This window comes from Rhodococcus sp. EPR-134 (assembly GCF_001647205.1).
Taxonomy (GTDB): Bacteria; Actinomycetota; Actinomycetes; order Mycobacteriales; family Mycobacteriaceae; genus Rhodococcus_F; species Rhodococcus_F qingshengii.
This window is the reverse complement of record NZ_LVCT01000303.1, coordinates 1-20,071: the sequence shown is the minus strand read 5'-3', so window position 1 is coordinate 20,071 and position 20,071 is coordinate 1. Positions and strand designations below refer to the sequence as shown.

Below are 20,071 nucleotides of genomic sequence, written 5' to 3'. Positions count from 1 at the left end.
GCGTCGTCGAGCAGTGGTCCCCTTTTACCGAAGTCCATACCTGCCGCCTCGTATTCACGTTCCTGCCAACCTGTTCCGACGCCCAGGTCGAGTCGGCCCCCGGAGAGCAGATCGAGTGTCGCGGCCGTCTTGGCCAGTACCGCTCCCCCGCGCAGCGCCGCGATGACGATTCCGGTCCCCAAGCGAATTGTCTTCGTCTGTCCGGCAACAAAAGCCAGGACGGTCAGCGGCTCGAGCCAGTTGGCGTCGGGCTCGGTGGGGAACGCCGACCACGTGTACGCCGAGTTGTCCGAGCCCATCACCACGTGATCGGTGACGAGGACCCGGTCGAAGCCCGCAGCTTCCGCGCTCTGACAGACCTGCACGAGTTTCGCGTAGGAGTCCTCCGCGAGAGTGGTGCCGAAGTTGGGAACGTTCAGACTGAAAGTTGTCATGTGTCAAGCCTTTCGGGGCCGGTTGGTCCAGCCACCCTCTTCTGTGGGGAACCAGCCTCCGGCAGCGTGCGAGCCGCCGTCGACGTGGATCACGGTTCCGGTGATGTATCTCGCCAGGTCGGAAGCCAGGAACAGTGCGGGGCCGGCAATGTCGACCGGCTGGCCCGGTCCGCCCAACGGTGCCCACCCCGGCCACTTGTCCCAGTCGTCGGCAGGAACGATCGTGCGATACGGCACCTGTACCGACTCGATCAGATCCGGGGCAATGGCGTTGACGCGCACTCCGGTTCGACCGATCTCCACACCAAGGCTCCTGGTGAACTGTGTCAGCGCGGCCTTGTATGCCGAGTACATCGTGTGGCCCGGGATCGCTCGATGCGCCTCCACCGTCGTCAGGTTCACGATCGATCCACCCAAACCGCGGTCGATCATGCCGGGAAGCAGGGCATGGGTCAGACGCACGACGTGATCGAAATTGATGCTGCCGGCCTCGGACCAGAAACCGGGATCCGTACCGGTGAACTCTGTCGGCGGGTTCAGGAAATGACCCACGTTGTTCACCAGGACGTCCGGAGCGAACTCGGTCAACGCTACGGGGACTTCCCGCGTCCGCACGTCGTACTCGAGATAGTTGATCGAACCACCTGCAGCCGAGTCGAATTCGACGTCGCCAAGAGGAGCCACGTCGACAACCAGAACTGACGCGCCATGCGATGCAAATGCTCGAACAATCGCTGCGCCGATTCCCTGGGAACCGCCTGTGACCACTGCCTTCTTACCCACCAACATCGGCCCTGGGGAGTACGCCGATCCGACCACCACGAAGACACCCTTCTGCAGTTCGATGTGAAGCACTTCGGCGTACCGTCACACATCGATCGGCAAAACGGGCGCAAAGTTCTCACTCAGTGGTAGCCGCGACACCCCACCTGCTCGAACCGCCGAGTCGCCCATTCAAATAGTGCGGAATCTCGGCTGCCCGTATCGGCATTCCCTCGAGGTACCCCTGGATCACGTCACATCCGCACTCGGTCACTATCGCGCGCTGCCTCTCCGTCTCCACGCCCTCGGCGACGGTGTCCAGCCCCAGAGACTTGGCAATCGCGATGACGGCTCGCAAGACAGCGAACCTCGAATTCGAGGGATCCGCGTCCAGCGGTGCGACGAACGCCCGATCGATCTTCAACCGATCGAGCGGCAGCCGGGCCAAGCTGGCAACCGAGGAGAACCCGGTGCCGAAGTCGTCCATCGCAATGGCGATGCCGAGCGCCGAGAGCTGTACCAACACATCTCGGTCGGCGTCGTCGATGACCAACGATTCGGTCACCTCGATCTCGAGTCGGCTGGGGTGGAGGTTCACCTCGATCAGTGTCCGGCGTACCGAGTCGACGTATCGACTCGAACGCAGTTGCACCTGAGAAACGTTCACGGCAACCCGAATGTCCTCCGGCCACGTTGTCGCCGCCGTGCAGGCAGCCCTCAGAACACCTGCACCGATCGGCACGATCAAGCCGGTTTCCTCGGCGACCGAAATGAAGTCTCCCGGCGAGACGAGACCTGAAGTCGGATGGTTCCACCGCAGCAGAGCCTCGAACCCGACAACAACTCCCGTCGCGGCCGAGACCTGTGGCTGATAAACCAACTCGAACTCTTCGTCGATCAACGCACGACGAAGATCCAACAATGCCCTGGCCCTACCCGTCGCACGATCCCGCAAAGTCGCATCGAAGGCGCGAATCTGGTTCCGACCGCTCTCCTTTGCGTGGTAAAGCGCGAGGTCCGCGACAATCACCAGGTCTTCGAGGCTGTCGGCGTCGTCGGGCATCGAGCCGTACCCCAGACTGGCACGAATGCGAATCTGGTTGCCGACCAGTGAAAATGGTCGTTCGAATGAGTCGAGAATCGTTTGGAATCTCTTCTCCACCTCATCTGCACTCCCGATGTCGTCGAAGGCTACGTCGTCGAAGGCGATGGCGAACTCGTCACCCCCCAGTCGGCCACAGATCTCGTTCGATCGCAGAACGCTGTGCAGTCTGCCGGCAACATCGCGAAGCACGTCGTCTCCGATGTGGTGTCCCAACCGGTCGTTGATCGACTTGAAGTTGTCCAGATCCAGAATTGCCAGCCACACCCTGTGTCCGTCCCGAATCCGCGAAGACAGTTGAGCGTTGAAGCTGTACCGATTTCTGAGCCCGGTCAACGAATCGATCTCTGCCAATCGCAAGATGTTCTGGCGCTGGTGATACGAGTGCGTGATATCGGATCCGACACCGCGCCACCCGTAGGTCGCCCCATCGCCACTGCCCGGGTGACCTGACATCGACCACCAGCGAGTATCGCCCCGAACGACGACCTGCATGGTGAGGTCCCGAAACGCCGTCCCGGCTTGAAAATTCGCGGCGAGGAGATCAAGGGACTTCCTGCCCACATCTGTTCGGGACGCGCCGATCCCGATCAGGATCTCGTGCATTGTGCGGCCCCGAATCTGTGCTGCCGGCAAACCGACCTGCTCGGCGAATCGATACGACACGGTACTGGCGATACCGCGCGAATCGGTCTCCCAGAGCCAATCCTGTGCTCCGTCTTCGAGATCGTTGAGCAACAACTCGACGAGATCTCGTTCGTCCTCGGCTATGAGTTCGGCGCGTAGCCGTCTCTCGAAAAGTTTGGCCAACAGCAAAGTTCCGCTGTAGAGCGAACCTACAAAGACGACCAGCACCCCGCTCAGCACGAAACGCGATGTGCCCGGTTCCGTCCAGAACGCCCCGGCCAACCCGACTCCCACCAGGCTGATCCAGACCACAGTGATTCCGCGAAACATCATGGTGGGAAACACGCCGACCGCGATCCCACCGATCAAGGTCGAGCTCAGTACCAACTCGTCACGAGGATCGAGCATCGGGAAGAGAACGAGAGCCAAGCACGCCAGGAGCACTCCCCAGACAATGATTTCGACTGTGAGTACCACCAGTTCGGTGGTCTGGGACTCGGAGACGCCGAGACGCGAGCGCCGGAGCCAATACACACTGAATCCAGCGCTCGACAACAGCATGACGCTCGACCAGGCGAAGGTGAACCATCCGGCATCCACCGGCAGAAGCACCACGATCGCTGACAAGGCAACCGCCGCGGTCAGAAACGACCACGGCAGTACGCGCGCGGTGAACCGCAGTCGTCGATCGAGTAGGCGACGGCGATCGTAATCCGAGAGGTGTTGTTCCGTGCCGCTGCGACCGAGTTTGCGCACCGACGTCCCGACGCGACGCCTACGGAGTACTGCCGGGTCACCCACGTCGGCCTGCTACCGCCGCTGCGACCGCGTCGACCGACATGGCTCCGCCGGCGATGTATCCCTGAACAGTCCTCACCCTTGCAGCGGCCACGGACTTCAAGTCTTCCTCACCGTCGACTCCCGAGACGACGACCTCCATTCCCAACGCGTCGACCAGATCCACGACAGCTTCGAGGATCGACCGTCCACCAGGCACTGCACCCGAAATGGAGCGTTCTATCCGGACTCGGGTGAACGGAAGGCCGGACAGTGATGCGAGCGAGGAGAATCCGGCGCCGAACTCGTCCACGGTCAGCGCGATTCCCATGTCCGCGATGGCGTGCAACGCAAACTTGGACTCGTCGGTGATCGCCGATGATTCGTTGAGTTGGAGCTCGAGCTGATGTGCACTGACACCTGATCGTCGAAGCGAGTCCCCTATCGCGACGACAAAGGAATCCGATTCGAGCTGACGCGTCGATACCGCGACGGCTACCCGCAGGTGATCAGGAAGGCGGGACGCCGCCTCGCAGGCCAACTCGAAGACGGTAGTCCCCAGTGAGTACGCCAAACCGGTGTCGTCTGCGACGCTCATGAATTCGGCGGACGTAACGGCACCGAGGCGGGCGTTGTGCCAGATCACGCGGACTTCCACGGCCACGATCTCGCGGGAAACCACGTCGATCCTGGGCAACAGCTCGAGTTCGAGGTCCTTCTCCGCGACAGTGTTTCCCAGATCTTCGAGCAGGCGGGCCCGCCGATCGGCCACGGACTTCATCGAGTCTCGATATTCACGTACGGCACCGCGCCCGGATTCCTTTGCCGCGAACAAAGCCAGGTCCGCAGCGCCCATCATCTCGTCGGCGGAGGACGGCAGCTCGTCGGGGAGGTAGTACCCGATGCTGCATCCGATCTCCAACCGCGTACCAGCCACTGTGATCGGCTCGTGCAGAGTTTCGATGTAGCGGCCGAGCAGAGTACGAACTTGTGAGCTGTCACCCACATCGGTGAAAAGAACCGCGAACTCGTCTCCCCCCAGACGTGCGAACAACTGTGACACCCCGCCGGCTTCGGACAGGCGATCCGCGACCTCTCGCAGAACCGCGTCGCCAACGGTGTGTCCCAGTGTGTCGTTGACCGACTTGAAGTTGTCGAGGTCGAGCATGGCCAACGCGAGACCACTTTCGCTTGTGTACGGCTCGCGCAGCAGTCGCTCGAGCTCGGTCCAGAAGCTGTGCCGGTTCGGCATACCGGTGAGTGCGTCCACACGACCCATCCGCACGATCTCGTCACTCTGCAGTTTTACTTCCGTGACGTCGGAACCGACTCCTCGCCAGACGAACTCGTCGGGTGTACGGCCGGGGCGCGGGCGTCCGGAGATCTGCCACCACCGAATTTCACCGTGAACTCGGACCGGAACGAGCACGTCGACGAATGCGGTCTTCGTGTGGCGGGCCTGCTGCAACTCCATGAGCGCATCGATCCCGCCGGGGATCCGTAGGGTGCCCAACTCCATGAACAGGTCCTGCCACGCCGTTCCCTGCAACTCGGTGGAGTCCAGCCCCGCTTCGACCGCGAGCCGCGTCGGGATTCGGTTGAACTTGCCTTTCTGGTCCGTCTCCCACACGAAGTCCCCGGCGTTGCCTTCGAAGTCTTCGAGAAGCATCTGCACGACCGATCGTTCCGACGCGGCGCTCAATTCAGCTCGATAGCGAGATTCCAGGTTGCCCGAGACCACTATCGTGCCGCCGATCAGAGCCGCGCCATAGGCGATCATTCCAATGAGAATTCGTTCGAACTCGGGTCCCGGCTGAAGCCAGAATGCCACCCCGAGGATTATCAGATTGGACAGGACCCAGGTGACCCCCACCACTCGCAACATCGCGGTGGCCACGGCTCCGGCACCGGTGATCGATGTGGTGACCGCTATCAGGATCAGATCGCCGGAATCGTCCAGGATCGGGTACAGGACCAGGGCGAGCGAGGAATACAGGATCCCGACTACAGCAAATTCGACGATGAGAAACGCGTAGGACATCCGGTACGTGGGTGTGATCAGGTTGAAATGAATGGCGAGACCCACGCACATCCCCACCAACCCGATCACGCCGGACAGCAATGGCCACACACGCGGCAGCGGTCCGCCGTCCGGGGGAATTACATACAACGTCAGCCCGAGTGTGACGACGAGGTGGACGGCAGCGGCCCATGGCAGCACGCCGAAGGTAACGGCTATCTGCTCACGAGTTACGTCATTACGTTGGGCGGGCGTCAGTCTTTCTCTCTGGCGGGGTTGCAGAAGCGACAGGACTGGCATCACTTACCTCCCGCTCCCACGACGCAATTGAATCGGACGTCCGACTCAGCAATTCGTCCGTAATTGGACGTTGCCGTGTCAACCAGTGCGTCCACCCTATTTCGGAGTCGCGTCTGCCCACAGACACAGTAATCAGCAAACTGCTGGTCTGCCGCAAGTTGGCGCCGCAAGTTTGATGCCCATGGGTTGAAATCAGACATGAGGGACAATGGCCGGAGATCGCCGATCACGTCGGTGGAGATTCCTCGACGGGTAACACGATCGGACTCATTCGAGCTCAGACAAGGACTATCACGATGGCAATCGACTACACCCGACGTTCCGGCGAGTCCACTCCGTCGCAAGCACCGGTCAGCCTGAGCAAGATCACGCTCACCAAATCGGCACCGACGGTCAACCTCGCGAAGGCGGGTGAACGACAAGGCAATATGCGCGTGAACCTCAACTGGTCACAGGGGGCACCACCGAAGAAGACCGGTTTTCTCGCCAAGCTCGCCGGCGCAGGCTCTGGTGCGGTCGACCTGGACCTCGGATGCCTCTACGAACTTGCCGACGGGTCGAAGGGAGTAGTTCAGGCCTTGGGTAACAGTTTCGGTTCACTGACTTCTCCGCCCTACATCTCCCTCGACGGCGACGACCGCAGTGGTGCGAACACCGGCGGCGAGAACATGCACGTCAATCTTGGTGACCCAAGCGCTTTCCGGCGAATCCTGATCTTCGCGATGATCTACGACGGCGCTCCCAACTGGGCGGCGGTGGACGGCGTCGTCACCTTGTATCCCACCAACGGGCCGGAGGTGGAAGTGCGACTCGACTCCGCCAGCAACCAGGAGCGACTGTGCGCGATCGCTCTCATCCAGAGTTCAGGTCAAGGCGTGACGGTGACGCGCGAAGTTCAGTACATCAACGGCAGTCAGTCAGATCTCGATCGGGCCTACAACTGGGGAATGAAATGGGCTGCCGGACGAAAGTAGGGGCTGCGGACGGGATCTCCCCCATCCGAACGACAATGTCCGAATCATCCACAATGTCGCAAGTTACTGGATAGTGTCGAGAAGTGGGGTCGGACATGAGGGGTCACGCTCGACACCGATAGTGGGTCGGTGACGCTATGTGCTTGGCGGCGCCGACGTTCGACCGGAAAGGCCCTCGATTTCCCCCGAGATCGAGGGCCTTTTCGTATCTTGCGTCACTGTTCGCACCCTTTCATTAGTTGATCGTTAAACTAGGCGTTCGTCCAACATGCACCGATGGAGAACGTGAATGTCCACGAATTCAGATCGACGCCCGCGCCTGCCCGTGAGAATCGCCTACCTCGCCGCAGGAGTTCTCTTTGTCGCCGCCATGCTCCTGTTGGCAAGCGTCGTCAACCCTGATCGGGACCGCGATTTCTCGATGAACCACGTCCCCGCGGGGACGTCGACGACCGCCTTCGCCGCAACGTCCGACCTCGGCTAACGAAGGTACCGGTACGTAAGTGGCGCACGTCACGAACTGTGGGTAGTTTCAACGCCGATGGTTCGCCGTAGGTCGGTATTGAGAGGGACGGCCAACCACTGCCCTGCCTGGTTGCCCCACCCAAGCAGGCAGGGCACCCCAGATCAGGCAGGCACCCCCGATAATTTAAGTCTCAAGTAACTGTTACTCGGGAAAGACTTGTATCAAACCGGGACGAATCGTACATTTCATCCGGCAGTCGGCCTTCGTCCGACGCCTTTGCCGTCAATGTCGACGGAACTTCTCTGAACACCACCACAAGTCGGCCACTTGTCGTGACCGCATTCGTCCTCGCGAAAGGCTCGCCCATGTTCGATTTCTTCGGCGCAATCTCCGGCTTCTTCGGCCTACTGTTCGGCACCGGCTCGTCGAGCGGGAGCTCGGGAGGAAGCAGCGACGCACCCGTCGCGCCGCCTACCTGATCCACAAGCCTCACCCGGCACCGATCCGCCGGGTGAGGCTCTCGCGAATCTCTTTGAAACACAACGTAACAGCACTTCAACTCCACCGACTTTTCTGCGGATTCACGCCGACACACTCCGGCGTCCGGACAGTTTCACCACATCGCCTGCAGTAATGGGTCCTGTGTCCGCCATTCTCCGCCGAGGCACACCCGCAGACCTCCCAACCGACAAGGCATGTGTTCGCCGTGAGCCGGTGTCCGTTGGGGCAGCAGTCCGGGGATTGCTCGGTCAACCGCATCTCCACATTTTCGCACACATGTTCGACAACTTGATACTGCACGCTGCACATTCGATTACACCGGCCGCTTCCGGTCGGCCCGAGCGCAACTATCCCTTCCGTCACTTCGGTCTGCTTTAATACGAAGGCTTTGTCGGGGGTTTACCAATGTCCGAAGTTGTCGAGTTTCTGCGAGCACACGCAGGCGAACACGGGGTTGAACTATGGGTTTCTTCAAGAAGGCGGCTGTGACTGCTCTAGCGGTCGCTGCAGTCGGAGCATCAACAGGGATCGCATCAGCTGATCCGTCGACCGACGTGAATTACGAAGCGAAGGTCGTCGACAAGTCGATCGTCACCACCATCGACGCCGGGCTGTTCAAGGTGTCCGGCGACGGCAAGTCCGTCGTCTTGCAGGACAGCAAGGGAGCCGACCTTGTTTCCCTGCCTCTCGCATACAACCTCGGGGATCTACAGTTCCCCTTCGATCGCACGATCAGTGAAGACGGTAAGACCCTCACGCTGACACCGATCACCGATTCGGCGAAGGCAACACCTCGACCCGAGAGTGCGCCTGCGGCAAAGGAATGGACGCCCGTCGCCTCGCCCGAGGAGAATGATCGGGCGATTGCGCACTTCCAGAGCCAACTCGGCCTCGGCACTCAGGTCGGCAGCCTGCTCGGCACCATCGTCGGCGCCGGAATCGGTTGCGCTGTCGGCGCTCCGCTGGGCTTGACCATCGTCGGACTCCCCGTCGCCGCGGCACTGTGCCTGGGTGGCCTCGCAACAGGCGCCGGAATCGGCGGTGTCGCCGGAACGATCCTCGGCGGCGGCGGCGCGGCTGTCGTAGCCGGCATCGATCTCGTCAACACGCTGAATGCTCCTGCCGGGACGACCGTCTGGGCTCAGTAGCCACTTGGTGGTCAGTCGCTGCTCCACGGAAAGCCCCGCCCGCCCGAAGAGGACGAGCGGGGTTTTTCGATTCAATGTGCAGGAGGATCTACGTGGTGCCCCCAGTCGGACTCGAACCGACACTTGACGGATTTTAAGTCCGTTGCCTCTGCCAATTGGGCTATGGGGGCCTTGCCGCACCCGACGGGTCGGGTGCGGCAGGGATCAGACTATCGGGTCGGTCTGAGCTACCGACATCGCGATGCCGTCGAGTATGTCGTGTTCGCTGACAACCAGTTCGGCGATCCCGGCTTTGGCTTCGAACGCTTGAGCCAGCACCGTGGTGATGATCGCTCCGCCGCCGATGACGTCCACCCGCCCCGGATGCATCGGGCCGAAGGCAGCACGATCAACCCGAGGCATAGCAATGAGACGCTCGCACACGTCGAACAGTTGATTGAACGAAATCCTCGACAGGTGCACCTTCTCGGCGTCGTACTCCGGAAGATCCTGCGCGATCGCGGCCAGCGTCGTCATGGTTCCAGCGACACCCACCCACGTGTGCGCCTTCTCGACGGGTACGGCCTCGAACGCCTCGGCAAGTTTCGCGGTCGCGAAAGCCGTCGCCTCGGAAACCTGCTCTGCTGTAGGCGGATCCGACGGTAAGCACCGCTCCGTGACGCGCACACAGCCGATGTCGGTGGAGTACGCAGCCTGGACGCCCGACGTGTCGCCGAGGACAACTTCGGTGGATCCGCCGCCGAGATCGACGACCACGAACGGGCCCTCGGACGGATCAAGTTCTCCCACAGCACCGCTGAACGAGAGGCGCGCCTCTTCGTCGCCGGAGATGACCTCTGCTCCGGATCCGGGAATCACCGCGCCGAGCACGTCCCGCGTCATCGTGAAGAAGTCTTCCCGATTCGCAGCGTCGCGAGTAGCCGAGGTGGCGACCATGCGAACGGCGGTTGCTCCGGCATCGGCGATCATCGACGCGTACTCGACCAGCGCGACCCGGGTGCGTTCGATGGCCTCGGGCGCGAATGTCCCTGTCGCATCAACACCTTGACCCAGCCGCACGACGCGCATCTCGCGCCGGACATCCACCAGACGACCGTCGGCGCCGACGTCGGCGATCAGCAGTCGAATGGAGTTGGTACCGCAATCGACTGCGGCGACACGGCGAGTCACCGGTCGGTGTTGTCGGCATCGTCGATGCCAGGCCAGTCCGCGGGAATTGCAGTGCCACGCAGCTTTCCGTGACCGGCCAACGCGACGGACTCGTCACCGAGCGGATTGACGCCGGGCCCCTTGGCGAGCGAATGCGCCATCAGCACGTGCAGGCACTTGACACGATCCGGCATCCCACCACCGGCAAAGTCGGTTCCCAGAGATTCGATCGCGTCACGCTCGGCAAGGTACGACTCGTACGCCCGGCGGTAAGCCGCGGCAAGTTCCGGATCCTGGGTCAGGCGTTCGGTCATTTCACGCATGACGCCGGCGGATTCCTGACGGCTCGCTTCGGCAGTCAGTCGCGGGTCCGTGAGGTAGTACAACGTCGGGAACGGTGTTCCGTCCGGAAGTTTGGGGGCGGTCTTGACCACGCCCGGCTGACCGTCCGGGCTGCGGTACGCGATCTCGATCACTCCGCGTGGCTCACGGCCCAATTGAGCGGCAACGGCGTCGAGATCCGCTTGTGAAACCTGTGGGGAATTTTCGGACGTGTTGCTCACCCGGTGGGTACTCCTTGTTCTTCTGGCTCTATCGGCGCCAACGGCATCGGGGCCGGTGTCGTCGTCTCGGGAACCACTGGCGGTTCCGAAATCGTTTGCCACAGATCGCGATACCACGGACCTGTGAGCGGTGTTTCCTTTTCCTGCTTCTTCTCGGGTTCCTTGTAGTCACCGGGAAGCTGAACCTGGAACGGGGTCTCGCCCGGTTTGACGTACCGAAGGCGTTCTCGTGCAAGAGCTTCGATGTACGCAGGGTCGTCGAAGCGCGCGTTCTGCCCTTGCAGCTTTCGCAGTTCTTCCTCGAGTACCTGACGTTCGGCCGCCACCTGCGCGGCATCCGAACGCTGGCTGATGTAAGTACGGAGCGGCACTGCCAGTGTCAGCGCCAGCATGAGCACAACCATCGCGAGCACAACTGCCCGACTGGTGGACAAGCCGAAAATGGTGTTGTCCGACTTCGGAAGCCGAGACCAGAACTTGTTGGTTCCGCTCTTCCCCCGGGCCGACTTCGACCCTCGCGCCGACGCTTTCTCGGCGGAGACACCCGGTTGCGCGGGGCCTGTCACAGCGGAATCGACTGCTTCCGGATCTACCGAAGGTTCCGACACGCGTGGGCGTCGGGCACTGTCCCGACGCGCACGCGACGGTGTGTCCCCACGACGGGAACCACGACCCCCCGGACTTCCGCCGGGGGATCGTGGCTTACCGCGCTGTGCAGACACTACTGAATCTTAGATTTCCGTCAGGCCTCGAAAGCGAAGCGCGGGAACGCAACCTCGCCGGCGTAACGTGCTGCGTCGCCGAGGTTTTCCTCGATGCGCAGCAGCTGGTTGTACTTGGCAACGCGCTCGCTGCGTGCCGGAGCACCGGTCTTGATCTGGCCGCTGCCGACGGCAACCGCGAGGTCGGCGATGGTGGTGTCCTCGGTCTCGCCGGAACGGTGGCTCATCATCGTCTTGTAGCCGTTGCGGTGAGCGAGATCGACGGCGTCGAGGGTCTCGGTCAGGGTGCCGATCTGGTTGACCTTCACCAGGAGTGCGTTGGCCGCACCCTTGACGATGCCTTCTTCGAGGCGCTCGGGGTTGGTGACGAAGAGGTCGTCGCCGACGAGCTGGATCTTGTTGCCGATCTGATCGGTGAGTGCGACCCAGCCGTCCCAGTCGTCTTCGTCGAGCGGATCCTCGATGGAAACGAGCGGGTAGGCGTCGATGAGCTCAGCGTAGAACGCCGCCATCTCGGCCGCGGTGCGGTTCTTGCCCTCGAACTTGTAGCCGGTGCCGTCGGTGTAGAACTCGGTGGCAGCGACGTCGAGAGCGAGCGCGACATCGGTACCCAGCTTGAGGCCGGTCTTGTTCACGGCGATCGTGATGAGGTCGAGTGCTTCCTTGGTGCCTGCGACGTCGGGCGCGAATCCGCCTTCGTCGCCGAGACCGGTGGAGAGGCCCTTCTCCTTGAGAACCGACTTCAGGGAGTGGTAGACCTCGGCGCCCCAGCGCAGCGATTCCTTGAAGCTCGGTGCGCCGATGGGAGCAACCATGAACTCCTGGACGTCGACACCGGTGTCTGCGTGTGCGCCACCGTTGAGGATGTTCATCATCGGGACAGGGAGAACGTGAGCGTTGGGGCCACCGACGTAGCGGAACAGCTCGAGGCCCGAGGACTCGGCGGCGGCGCGAGCCACGGCAAGCGAGGCACCGAGCAGAGCGTTTGCGCCGAGACGCGACTTGTCCGGGGTGCCGTCCGCGTCGAGCAGCGCCTGGTCGACCGTGCGCTGCTCGGTTGCGTCGATGCCGATGATGGCAGGAGCGATCTCGCCGAGCACAGCCTCCACGGCCTTCTCGACGCCCTTTCCGCCGTAGCGTGCGCCACCGTCGCGCAGTTCGACGGCTTCGTGCTCACCGGTCGAAGCGCCGGACGGCACCGCAGCCCTGGCGAAACTTCCGTCTTCGAGCAGAACCTCGACCTCAACCGTGGGGTTACCACGGGAATCAAGGATCTCGCGAGCTCCGACCTGCTCAATACTGGCCACTGTGTGGTTCTCCTTCGAATGGGCTTCGCATTGGGGCACGCTCTGCGTGCTTGACACTTGGGCTCCGACCCCTCCGGTCGAAAGAGGACCACGATCGCGGCTGGGCCTCTGCAGTGCCAGCACCTCTGTAGTGCCAGCACACAGCCTAACCGCACGGGCCGAAGGCTTCTTTATCGACGCGCGGTCACGGGTCCGACCTGCGGATCGATCACCGTCAGTCCGGCCGTACCCCGACTGAATACGCCGACGCACGATCACGAACGAGCGCGAGATAGTCGCCCGAGAGGTTGTACGCCATCAGTGCCTGCTGCCATCCGGCAGCGGAAGTGAGGTCTCCCCCGCGTGCACACAGGTAGCGGGCGGCCGTGAGGGCAGCGTCGTCGATGTTGTCGGGGTCCACCCGGCCGTCGCCGTTGGCGTCGACTCCCCATTTGAGCCACGTCTCGGGGATGAACTGCATGGGCCCCATCGCACGGTCGTGCACTGGATCGCCGTCCATCGCCCCGCCGTCGGTGTCGGGGATCTCGGCAACTCCCGGGCCACCGTCGAGAGGGATTCCCCGAATGATCGGAGCAACCTGGCCGAACGCGTCGACCGACGAGCCGTCGTAGGTCCCGTGGCGGCTCTCGACGCTGCCGATACCGGCCAAAGTTGTCCACCCGATTCCGCAGCCGGGAAGCGTCTCGGCCATGACCGCAGCGGCGTACCCGTAGGCCTCGAGTGCCGTCGTCCCGATCCCGATGTCGTCCGACAATCCCGCTGCCCAGTCGGCGAGTTGATCAGCACTGCGGCCGGGAGCATTGATGTCGATCGGCGGCGTCGGAGAGCCGGTACCTGGGGGTATGCCCTCCGGAATGGCTACTTTCGGTTCGTTCGATCCGCAAGCCACGACGCCTGCGCCCAGCAAGGCTGTTCCGGCAGCTACTGCTGCTACGGCTCGCGAGAGACGCCGGGGACTTCTGCGGGCTGCGGGAGTTCGGTACACCCTTCCATCATCCACATGCGAGCGAAGTACTCCCGAATTCATTGGTAAAGAACAGCAAAAGTACAGGTGAGAGCATGGTTCGCCGTCGATGATGGAGTATCTTCTTCTGAGTTAAGGCTGGCCTAGCCTCATGCGTTCGTCAGAAGCTGTTGCACTCACTCAGTCAGGAGTCGCCCGTGCCCGTGTCGGTACTCGCTGCCGCGAGCACACCATCAGTTGCCACCCAGCTATTCGGCAGTGGCCTGATCGGTCTGCGCGAAGGCCTCGAAGCGGGCATCGTGGTGATGATTCTCGCCGCCTACCTCGTGAAGGCCCAGCGCAAGGACGCACTGAAATGGGTGTGGCTCGGCGTCCCGATCGCCGTCGCGATGGTGGCGATCATCTTCTTCGCGATCCACTACGGAACGTCGACGGTCGACGGCCTGACCGCAGAGATCATCGCGGGCGTTGCCTCCCTGATCGCCGTCGTCATCGTCACGATCATGGTCTTGTGGATGCGCACGGCCGCCAAAAACATTTCCGGAGATCTGAAAGCGGGGATGGAGAAGGCGTTGATCGCCGGACCCGTCGCCATCTTGTCGCTGTCGTTCTTCGCGGTCGGTCGTGAAGGCGTCGAGACTGCGTTGCTCATGGTCGGTTACGCCGAGAACACCGCAGGCAGCTCCTGGCCGTTGGTCGGACTGCTCCTCGGAATTCTCCTGGCCGCCGTCTTGATCGTCGCCATGTACTTCGGCGCCCTCCGTCTCAACCTGACGACCTTCTTCCGGTACACGGCGATCTTCCTCATCGTCGTAGCCGCCGGAATCCTCTCGTACGGTGTTCGCGCTCTGCAGACCGGAAACGTCCTGCCGGGCGGTTCGAATCTCGCGTTCAACCTGACACCCGGCTACGACCCGTCGACCTGGTACGGCACCGTCCTCGCCGGAATCTTCAACTTCCGCCCGGACCCGACCGTCCTTCAAGCCGTCGCATGGGTCGTCTACCTCGTAGTCGTCCTCGCGCTCTTCCTACGTCCCCTTCCGTCGAGCCCATCGGAACCGACAACCCCGCCTGCGCACGACACACACGTTCCCGAAAAATCCTGAGAGGCATTGCCGACATGCGTAAATCCACCCTCGTACTGGCCACGGCCGCGGTACTTCCCTTCTCCCTCGCCGCATGCACCGAGAAGACGACCGCGAGCGACGGCGACATCGTCGTCACGGCCACCGACGATTCGTGTGACGTCAGTGCCACCACTGGAACCACTGGCAGTTCGACGTTCCAGGTGACGAACAACGGCTCGAAGGTCACCGAGTTCTACGTCTTCGCCGAGGGCGATCGAGCGATGGGCGAAGTCGAGAACATCGGCCCAGGCCTTACCCGGCAGCTGATCGTCTCCCTCCCCGAGGCTGCGACCTATCAACTCGCGTGCAAGCCGGGCATGGTCGGAACCGGCATCCGTCAGGACTTCGTCGTCACGGGCGATTCGCAGGCGGCCACCGACGAGAGCGGCCAACTAGCCGAAGCTGCCGACGGCTACCGGAGGTACATCCGCAGCCAGATCGTCGCGCTGCAGGACACCGCAGCTCAGTTCGTCGCCGCCGTCCAGTCCGGCAACGTCGACCAGGCGAAGGCACTCTTCCCGATCGCACGTACCTACTACGAGCGCATCGAACCCGAAGCCGAGAGCTTCGGCGAACTCGATCCCAAGCTGGACCTGCGCGAAGCGGATCTGGAGCCCGGTCAGGTCTGGACGGGATTCCACCGCCTCGAGAAGGATTTGTGGGTGACCGGGCTTCAGCCGGATACCAACGCGGTCGCCGATCAACTGCTCGAAGACATTCAGTATCTTGCCGACCAGCTGAATGCCGAGGATTACACGATCGATCCAACCAAGATCGCCGGCGACGCCCAAGGACTGCTCGACGAGATCTCGACTTCCAAGATCACCGGCGAGGAAGACATCTTCTCGCACACCGACCTGTGGGATTTCCAGGCCAACGTCGACGGCTCGCAAGCGGCGATCGCGGCACTGAACCCGATTCTGCAGGAACGTGATCCCGAGCTCGCCCAGCGCATCGCTGACCGATTCGCCGACCTCGACGCTGCGCTGGCGCAGTTCCGGGTCGGCGACGGATTCGTGTACTACGACACCGTCACCGAGGCGCAGCGTCAGGAACTCTCGCGTAAAATCGATGCACTGTCCGCCGAGGTCAGCCAGGTCCAGGAAGTAGTCGCGGGACAGTAGATGACTGATTCACCAGAAGGCACACCCGCTGCGGAAAACGCAGCACCGCACGCAGTCTCACGACGCCGACTGTTCGGCGCCGTGGGGGTCGGCGCCGTCCTGGCCGGTGCCGGTGCCGTCATCGGGCGGGTGACCGCCGACGAGAGTTCCGGCGCCGATCACGCAGACGTGGTCGCCTTTCGCGGCGAGCATCAGGCAGGCATCACGACGCCGGCCCAGGATCGTATGCACTTCGTCGCTTTCGATGTGACGACGAAGTCGCGCGACGAACTGATCACGCTGCTGCAGACGTGGACGGCGATGGCCGAACGAATGACGGCGGGTCAGGAAGCAACCGAGGACGGAGCGACCGGCGACGGTCCGTATGCACCACCGAGCGACACGGGTGAGGCACTCGATCTCGCGCCGTCGCAACTCACCCTGACCATCGGATTCGGACCGTCACTTTTCGACGACCGGTTCGGTCTCGCAGACAAGAAACCTGCTGCCCTGCTCGATCTCCCCCACTTCCGTGCGGACAACCTCGATCCGAATCGCAGCGGGGGCGACATCGCCATCCAAGCGTGCGCCAACGATCCCCAGGTTGCCGTCCATGCGATCCGCAACCTCGCGCGAGTCGCGTTCGGGACCGCGTCGGTCAAATGGTCGCAACTCGGGTTCGGACGAACATCCTCGACCTCGACGACGCAGGCGACACCACGAAATCTGTTCGGGTTCAAGGACGGAACAGCCAACATCAAGGCGGAAGATCCAAACGCACTCGCCCAGCACGTCTGGGTTGATCCCACTGACGATCAGGCCTGGATGGCGGGCGGATCATTCCTCGTCGCCAGACGAATCCGCATGCTGATCGAGCAGTGGGATCGCGCAGTACTCAAGGAACAGGAAGCTGTCATCGGCCGCTCCAAACGCAGCGGAGCGCCGCTCGGCGGCAAGGACGAGTTCGACGAGCTCGATCTCGATTCCAAAATGGGACACGACTTCGTCATCCCGGAGGATTCACACGTGCGCCTGGCCTCTGCCGAGGAACTCGGTGGGATTCAGATCTTGCGCCGCGGATACAACTTCACGGACGGCTCCGATGGCTTCGGCCACCTGGACGCGGGACTGTTCTTCGTTGCGTACTGCCGGAATCCGGTCGAGCAGTTTGTTCCGATGCAGCAAAACCTTTCACGACACGATGCGCTGAACGAATACATCCAGCACGTCGGTTCTGCGGTCTTCGCTTGCCCCGGCGGTCTCGCCGACGGCAAGGACTGGGGTTCCCAACTGTTCACCTGACGCGAGTCTCTGTGTTCAGTACCTCCACGAACGCACCAAATTGACCGGTGCCCGATTCCGCTCGGTCAGTGGATCGATTGCTCTGGTCGTGGTCGGCGGCAGCAAGTCGGAGGTAGGTACCGGCGCGACAATTGCCGTTGTTTGCGCCTGCGGCGGTTCCGCCTGTGCAGGATCCGAAAACGGGCGCAGCACCGCCCACGCGAGGAAGCTGGTCAGCGCAACCATCGAGAACCCGACGCCCACAAGGATTTGCATCCTCCCAAGCCCACCAGCAGGTAGCGAATCCGATTCGGTGTCTTCTTCGGTTTCACCGACGCTGTGCACCACGGCCTGATCTGAAGACATTTCTACAGTATCCGTTGCGATTTCCGAGTCGGAGACTGCCGAAACCGCGACGTCCGAAACCGCGACTTCCGAGCTGGGGTGCTCCTGATGTAAGACCTCGGCTATCAATGCTGCGCCCTTGGCCGAGGCGAGCTCGGGCTCGGCCGGCCTGATCACCGGTACCGAAAACTCCCGCGCGAGTATCTTCTCCACCAGTGAAATTCGGGCGCCTCCTCCGACGAGAACCAAAGCGTCAGGGACACACCGAGCGCGTGCCGCAACTTCTCGAATCACCATCAGCGTGTCTTCGACTTCACGCTTGACAACCGAATCGAAACGGATGCACATGGATTCGGGAACGGGCATCACCTGCGCACGACGGGAGCCACTGGCGAGATACTCCTTGACTTCGCGGGCGTCGAACGCTGAATCAGCGTCGAGGGCTGCATCAACAGTGGTTGCGGGAAGTAACTCCGCGACAACCCCGTCGAGCCTGTCACCGGCGAGTGCCGTCGACCGCGTGGACGCGATGGTTGTCGCGGTCCCGATCTCGATCATCGAGACAGTCACTCCGGTTCGACCGATATCGAGAACTGTAAGTAACCGAAAACCTTCGGCCGCACCCGAAGTCCGTACCAACGCGACAACGGCAACCGCTTCCGGCACCGTGACAACGCCCTCGATACCTCGGGCACGCAGTTCTGATTCGAGCGCTACGTTCTGCCGCTCGTCGGGAACCGAAATGACCATCCGTGACGTGTCCCCGCGAACCGCAGCAACTAGGTGAATCGCGGCTGTCCGGACCGGAGAGGCGTCGTATGCATCTACAGTCCGAGTCAGGAATCGACCGCTCGTGGATCCGGTTTCCGGCTGGGGGTCGGCCCGAACAATACGAACCGAGGCAGCGCCCAACGACGCACCGAACACTGGATCCATCGCTGTACGCACCCCCATATCCAACTCTTGCACTGTTCATCCGCCGCAAAACATACTTGCGGTATGTTATCTGTAGCGGGAAGTTTACCGGATCCTCTGGAAACCGGAGAACTACGCGAAACTGGCAGGCCGAATCAATGTGTGGAGAGGTCCTTGAACAAATCGATGGCCAACATGACAACCGTGATGTCCGCACTACACGCACCCAACCCCACCCTGCTGGCGATCACCACCCGGCGCCTCCGCGACCGCCAGACACCGACCGGGATTCGCACGATCGACACGTGGATTCCGGGCCCTGGTGATGGGGCACTGTTCGCCTCGGTTCACCTGCCGTCGGATGCTGCCGTGCGTGGTGCCGTGGTCATATGTCCACCCCTCGCGAAGGAACACATCAGCGCTTATCGGGGACTGCGCCAACTCGCCCAAGAACTTGCCGAGCACGGATTCCTCGCTCTTCGTTTCGACTATGAGGGACAAGGAGATTCATCCGGTCGGCAGGATGACCCGCTAGCAGTTGCGCACTGGCAGGCCAGCGTGACAGCAGCCGTTTCGTACGTGCGGCGCACAGGTATCGAGTCCGTTGCCGTCGCAGGTTTGCGTGCAGGGGCCCTACTGGCCGCGTCCACCGTAGATACACTTGGCGACCTACGTGCGATGGTCTTGTGGGATCCGGTCATATCCGGTAGGGCCTATGTTCGAGAACTGACGTCGCTGTACCGCGTTTCGGTCGACGACGACCCCCACCACGACGATTGCACATCGATCGTCGGCGGCCTGCTGGCTTCCGCAGCGGTGAATGACCTTTCCGGACTTGACCTCAGCACGTTCGATCCGAGTTCGTCGACAAAAGTCCTCGCCGCGATTCGCCCTGAATTCGCTGATTCGCCCCGCGTGGTACGGATGCTCGAGCGATCCGGTGCTGAACGCATATTCGTCGAACGCCAGAATCAGTTCGTTTCCCCCAGCAGTTTCGTACTCTCGGTGCCTACGCACGACATACAGCGGATTTCGAGTTGGGTGTCGCGACAATTCGGCGAGGACAAGACTTCCGTCGATCCAGAGATCACGTCGGCGGCGCATGTCGCGACGGCTGACGACGGCGAAGAAGTCTGGGAAATATTGGAACGACGGTCCACCGGATCACTATTTGCAATCTCCACCGCATCCCGCACGACCGCGAGCCACGCTGCCACAGCGATCTTTCACAGCACCGCGAACGAGCACCGGATCGGGCCGGCGAGACTGTGGGTCGAGTCCGCTCGAACTCTCGCCTCGCACGGTATTCGCTCGATTCGCTTCGACAGGATGGGCACAGGAGACAGCGGCACGGTCTGCACCGACGAGAGCACGCCCATCGTGTCTCCGGAAGCGCGCCGCAATGTGTTGGATCTCGTCGACACTCTCGACGTGCCGCCGTCCCGCCGGATGCACGTCGGAATGTGTTCCGGCGCATGGATGGG

Annotated in this window: 18 protein-coding genes and 1 tRNA gene; 8 read left to right on the top strand and 11 right to left on the bottom strand. The window is 62.2% G+C overall.

What is annotated here, in order from left to right; translation table 11 throughout:
- The 4 genes from A2J01_RS13955 to A2J01_RS13940 all read right to left on the bottom strand — a co-directional run.
- On the bottom strand, positions 1–434 hold a 434-nt coding region (locus A2J01_RS13955), incomplete at its 3' end, for an LLM class flavin-dependent oxidoreductase (protein ID WP_156519274.1).
- Positions 435–437: 3 nt separating this feature from the next.
- Complete coding sequence (locus A2J01_RS13950) at positions 438–1,289, bottom strand: SDR family NAD(P)-dependent oxidoreductase (RefSeq protein ID WP_030536264.1); 852 nt, start codon at positions 1,287–1,289, stop codon at positions 438–440.
- Positions 1,290–1,335: 46 nt separating this feature from the next.
- A complete protein-coding gene (locus A2J01_RS13945) occupies positions 1,336–3,726 on the bottom strand; it encodes a putative bifunctional diguanylate cyclase/phosphodiesterase (RefSeq protein ID WP_082900866.1) in 2,391 nt (796 codons plus the stop codon).
- Positions 3,719–6,022, bottom strand: coding sequence for a putative bifunctional diguanylate cyclase/phosphodiesterase (locus A2J01_RS13940; RefSeq protein WP_231915784.1), 2,304 nt, complete (start codon positions 6,020–6,022; stop codon positions 3,719–3,721). Before A2J01_RS13940 ends, A2J01_RS13945 begins: the two co-directional genes overlap by 8 nt.
- A gap of 296 nt (positions 6,023–6,318) precedes the next feature.
- Here A2J01_RS13940 and A2J01_RS13935 point away from each other — a divergent pair, with 296 nt between their 5' ends.
- The 4 genes from A2J01_RS13935 to A2J01_RS13920 all read left to right on the top strand — a co-directional run bounded on the left by A2J01_RS13935 (position 6,319) and on the right by A2J01_RS13920 (position 9,111).
- Positions 6,319–6,996, top strand: coding sequence for a TerD family protein (locus A2J01_RS13935; RefSeq protein ID WP_007728823.1), 678 nt, complete (start codon positions 6,319–6,321; stop codon positions 6,994–6,996).
- A 289-nt stretch (positions 6,997–7,285) separates the two neighbouring features.
- Entirely contained in the window at positions 7,286–7,480 is a 195-nt protein-coding gene (locus A2J01_RS13930) for a hypothetical protein (protein WP_007728824.1), read from the top strand.
- A gap of 314 nt (positions 7,481–7,794) precedes the next feature.
- The gene (locus A2J01_RS36380; RefSeq protein ID WP_166502511.1) at positions 7,795–7,941 is read left to right on the top strand and encodes a hypothetical protein; all 147 of its coding nucleotides are present in this window, start codon (positions 7,795–7,797) and stop codon (positions 7,939–7,941) included.
- Positions 7,942–8,424: 483 nt separating this feature from the next.
- Complete coding sequence (locus A2J01_RS13920; protein ID WP_007728826.1) at positions 8,425–9,111, top strand: hypothetical protein; 687 nt, start codon at positions 8,425–8,427, stop codon at positions 9,109–9,111.
- A 93-nt stretch (positions 9,112–9,204) separates the two neighbouring features.
- Here A2J01_RS13920 and A2J01_RS13915 read toward each other — a convergent pair.
- The 6 genes from A2J01_RS13915 to A2J01_RS13890 form a co-directional block, all read right to left on the bottom strand.
- A tRNA-Leu gene (locus tag A2J01_RS13915) sits at positions 9,205–9,281 on the bottom strand.
- A gap of 34 nt (positions 9,282–9,315) precedes the next feature.
- Positions 9,316–10,281 (bottom strand): Ppx/GppA phosphatase family protein, encoded by a 966-nt coding sequence (locus tag A2J01_RS13910; RefSeq protein WP_064112910.1) that lies wholly within the window; start codon positions 10,279–10,281, stop codon positions 9,316–9,318.
- A complete protein-coding gene (locus A2J01_RS13905; protein ID WP_003946286.1) occupies positions 10,278–10,823 on the bottom strand; it encodes a DUF501 domain-containing protein in 546 nt (181 codons plus the stop codon). The genes A2J01_RS13910 and A2J01_RS13905 overlap by 4 nt, the downstream gene beginning before the upstream one ends.
- Positions 10,820–11,389, bottom strand: a complete 570-nt coding sequence (locus A2J01_RS13900; protein WP_231915783.1) for an FtsB family cell division protein — start codon at positions 11,387–11,389, stop codon at positions 10,820–10,822. Before A2J01_RS13900 ends, A2J01_RS13905 begins: the two co-directional genes overlap by 4 nt.
- Before the next feature lie 176 nt (positions 11,390–11,565).
- Complete coding sequence (gene eno, locus A2J01_RS13895; protein WP_003946309.1) at positions 11,566–12,852, bottom strand: phosphopyruvate hydratase; 1,287 nt, start codon at positions 12,850–12,852, stop codon at positions 11,566–11,568.
- Between the two features lie 214 nt (positions 12,853–13,066).
- Positions 13,067–13,879, bottom strand: a complete 813-nt coding sequence (locus A2J01_RS13890) for a lytic transglycosylase domain-containing protein (protein ID WP_156519273.1) — start codon at positions 13,877–13,879, stop codon at positions 13,067–13,069.
- Between the two features lie 140 nt (positions 13,880–14,019).
- On the opposite strand from A2J01_RS13890, the gene efeU reads away from it, so the two are divergent.
- Genes efeU through efeB form a run of 3 tightly spaced genes read left to right on the top strand, consistent with a single transcriptional unit; the run spans position 14,020 to position 17,348 of the window.
- Positions 14,020–14,922: an iron uptake transporter permease EfeU gene (gene efeU, locus A2J01_RS13885; protein WP_064112911.1), complete on the top strand. Its 903-nt coding sequence runs from the start codon at positions 14,020–14,022 to the stop codon at positions 14,920–14,922.
- Positions 14,923–14,936: 14 nt separating this feature from the next.
- Complete coding sequence (efeO, locus tag A2J01_RS13880; protein ID WP_064112909.1) at positions 14,937–16,067, top strand: iron uptake system protein EfeO; 1,131 nt, start codon at positions 14,937–14,939, stop codon at positions 16,065–16,067.
- A complete protein-coding gene (efeB, locus tag A2J01_RS13875) occupies positions 16,068–17,348 on the top strand; it encodes an iron uptake transporter deferrochelatase/peroxidase subunit (protein ID WP_064112908.1) in 1,281 nt (426 codons plus the stop codon).
- 15 nt (positions 17,349–17,363) lie between these two features.
- On the opposite strand, the gene A2J01_RS13870 is transcribed toward efeB, so the two are convergent.
- Positions 17,364–18,620 carry an Hsp70 family protein gene (locus A2J01_RS13870; RefSeq protein ID WP_217017618.1) on the bottom strand — a complete coding sequence of 419 codons (1,257 nt, stop codon included), beginning with the start codon at positions 18,618–18,620 and terminating at the stop codon, positions 17,364–17,366.
- 141 nt (positions 18,621–18,761) lie between these two features.
- Here A2J01_RS13870 and A2J01_RS13865 point away from each other — a divergent pair.
- The coding region (locus A2J01_RS13865; protein WP_197494221.1) for a serine aminopeptidase domain-containing protein at positions 18,762–20,071 on the top strand (1,310 nt) is incomplete at its 3' end.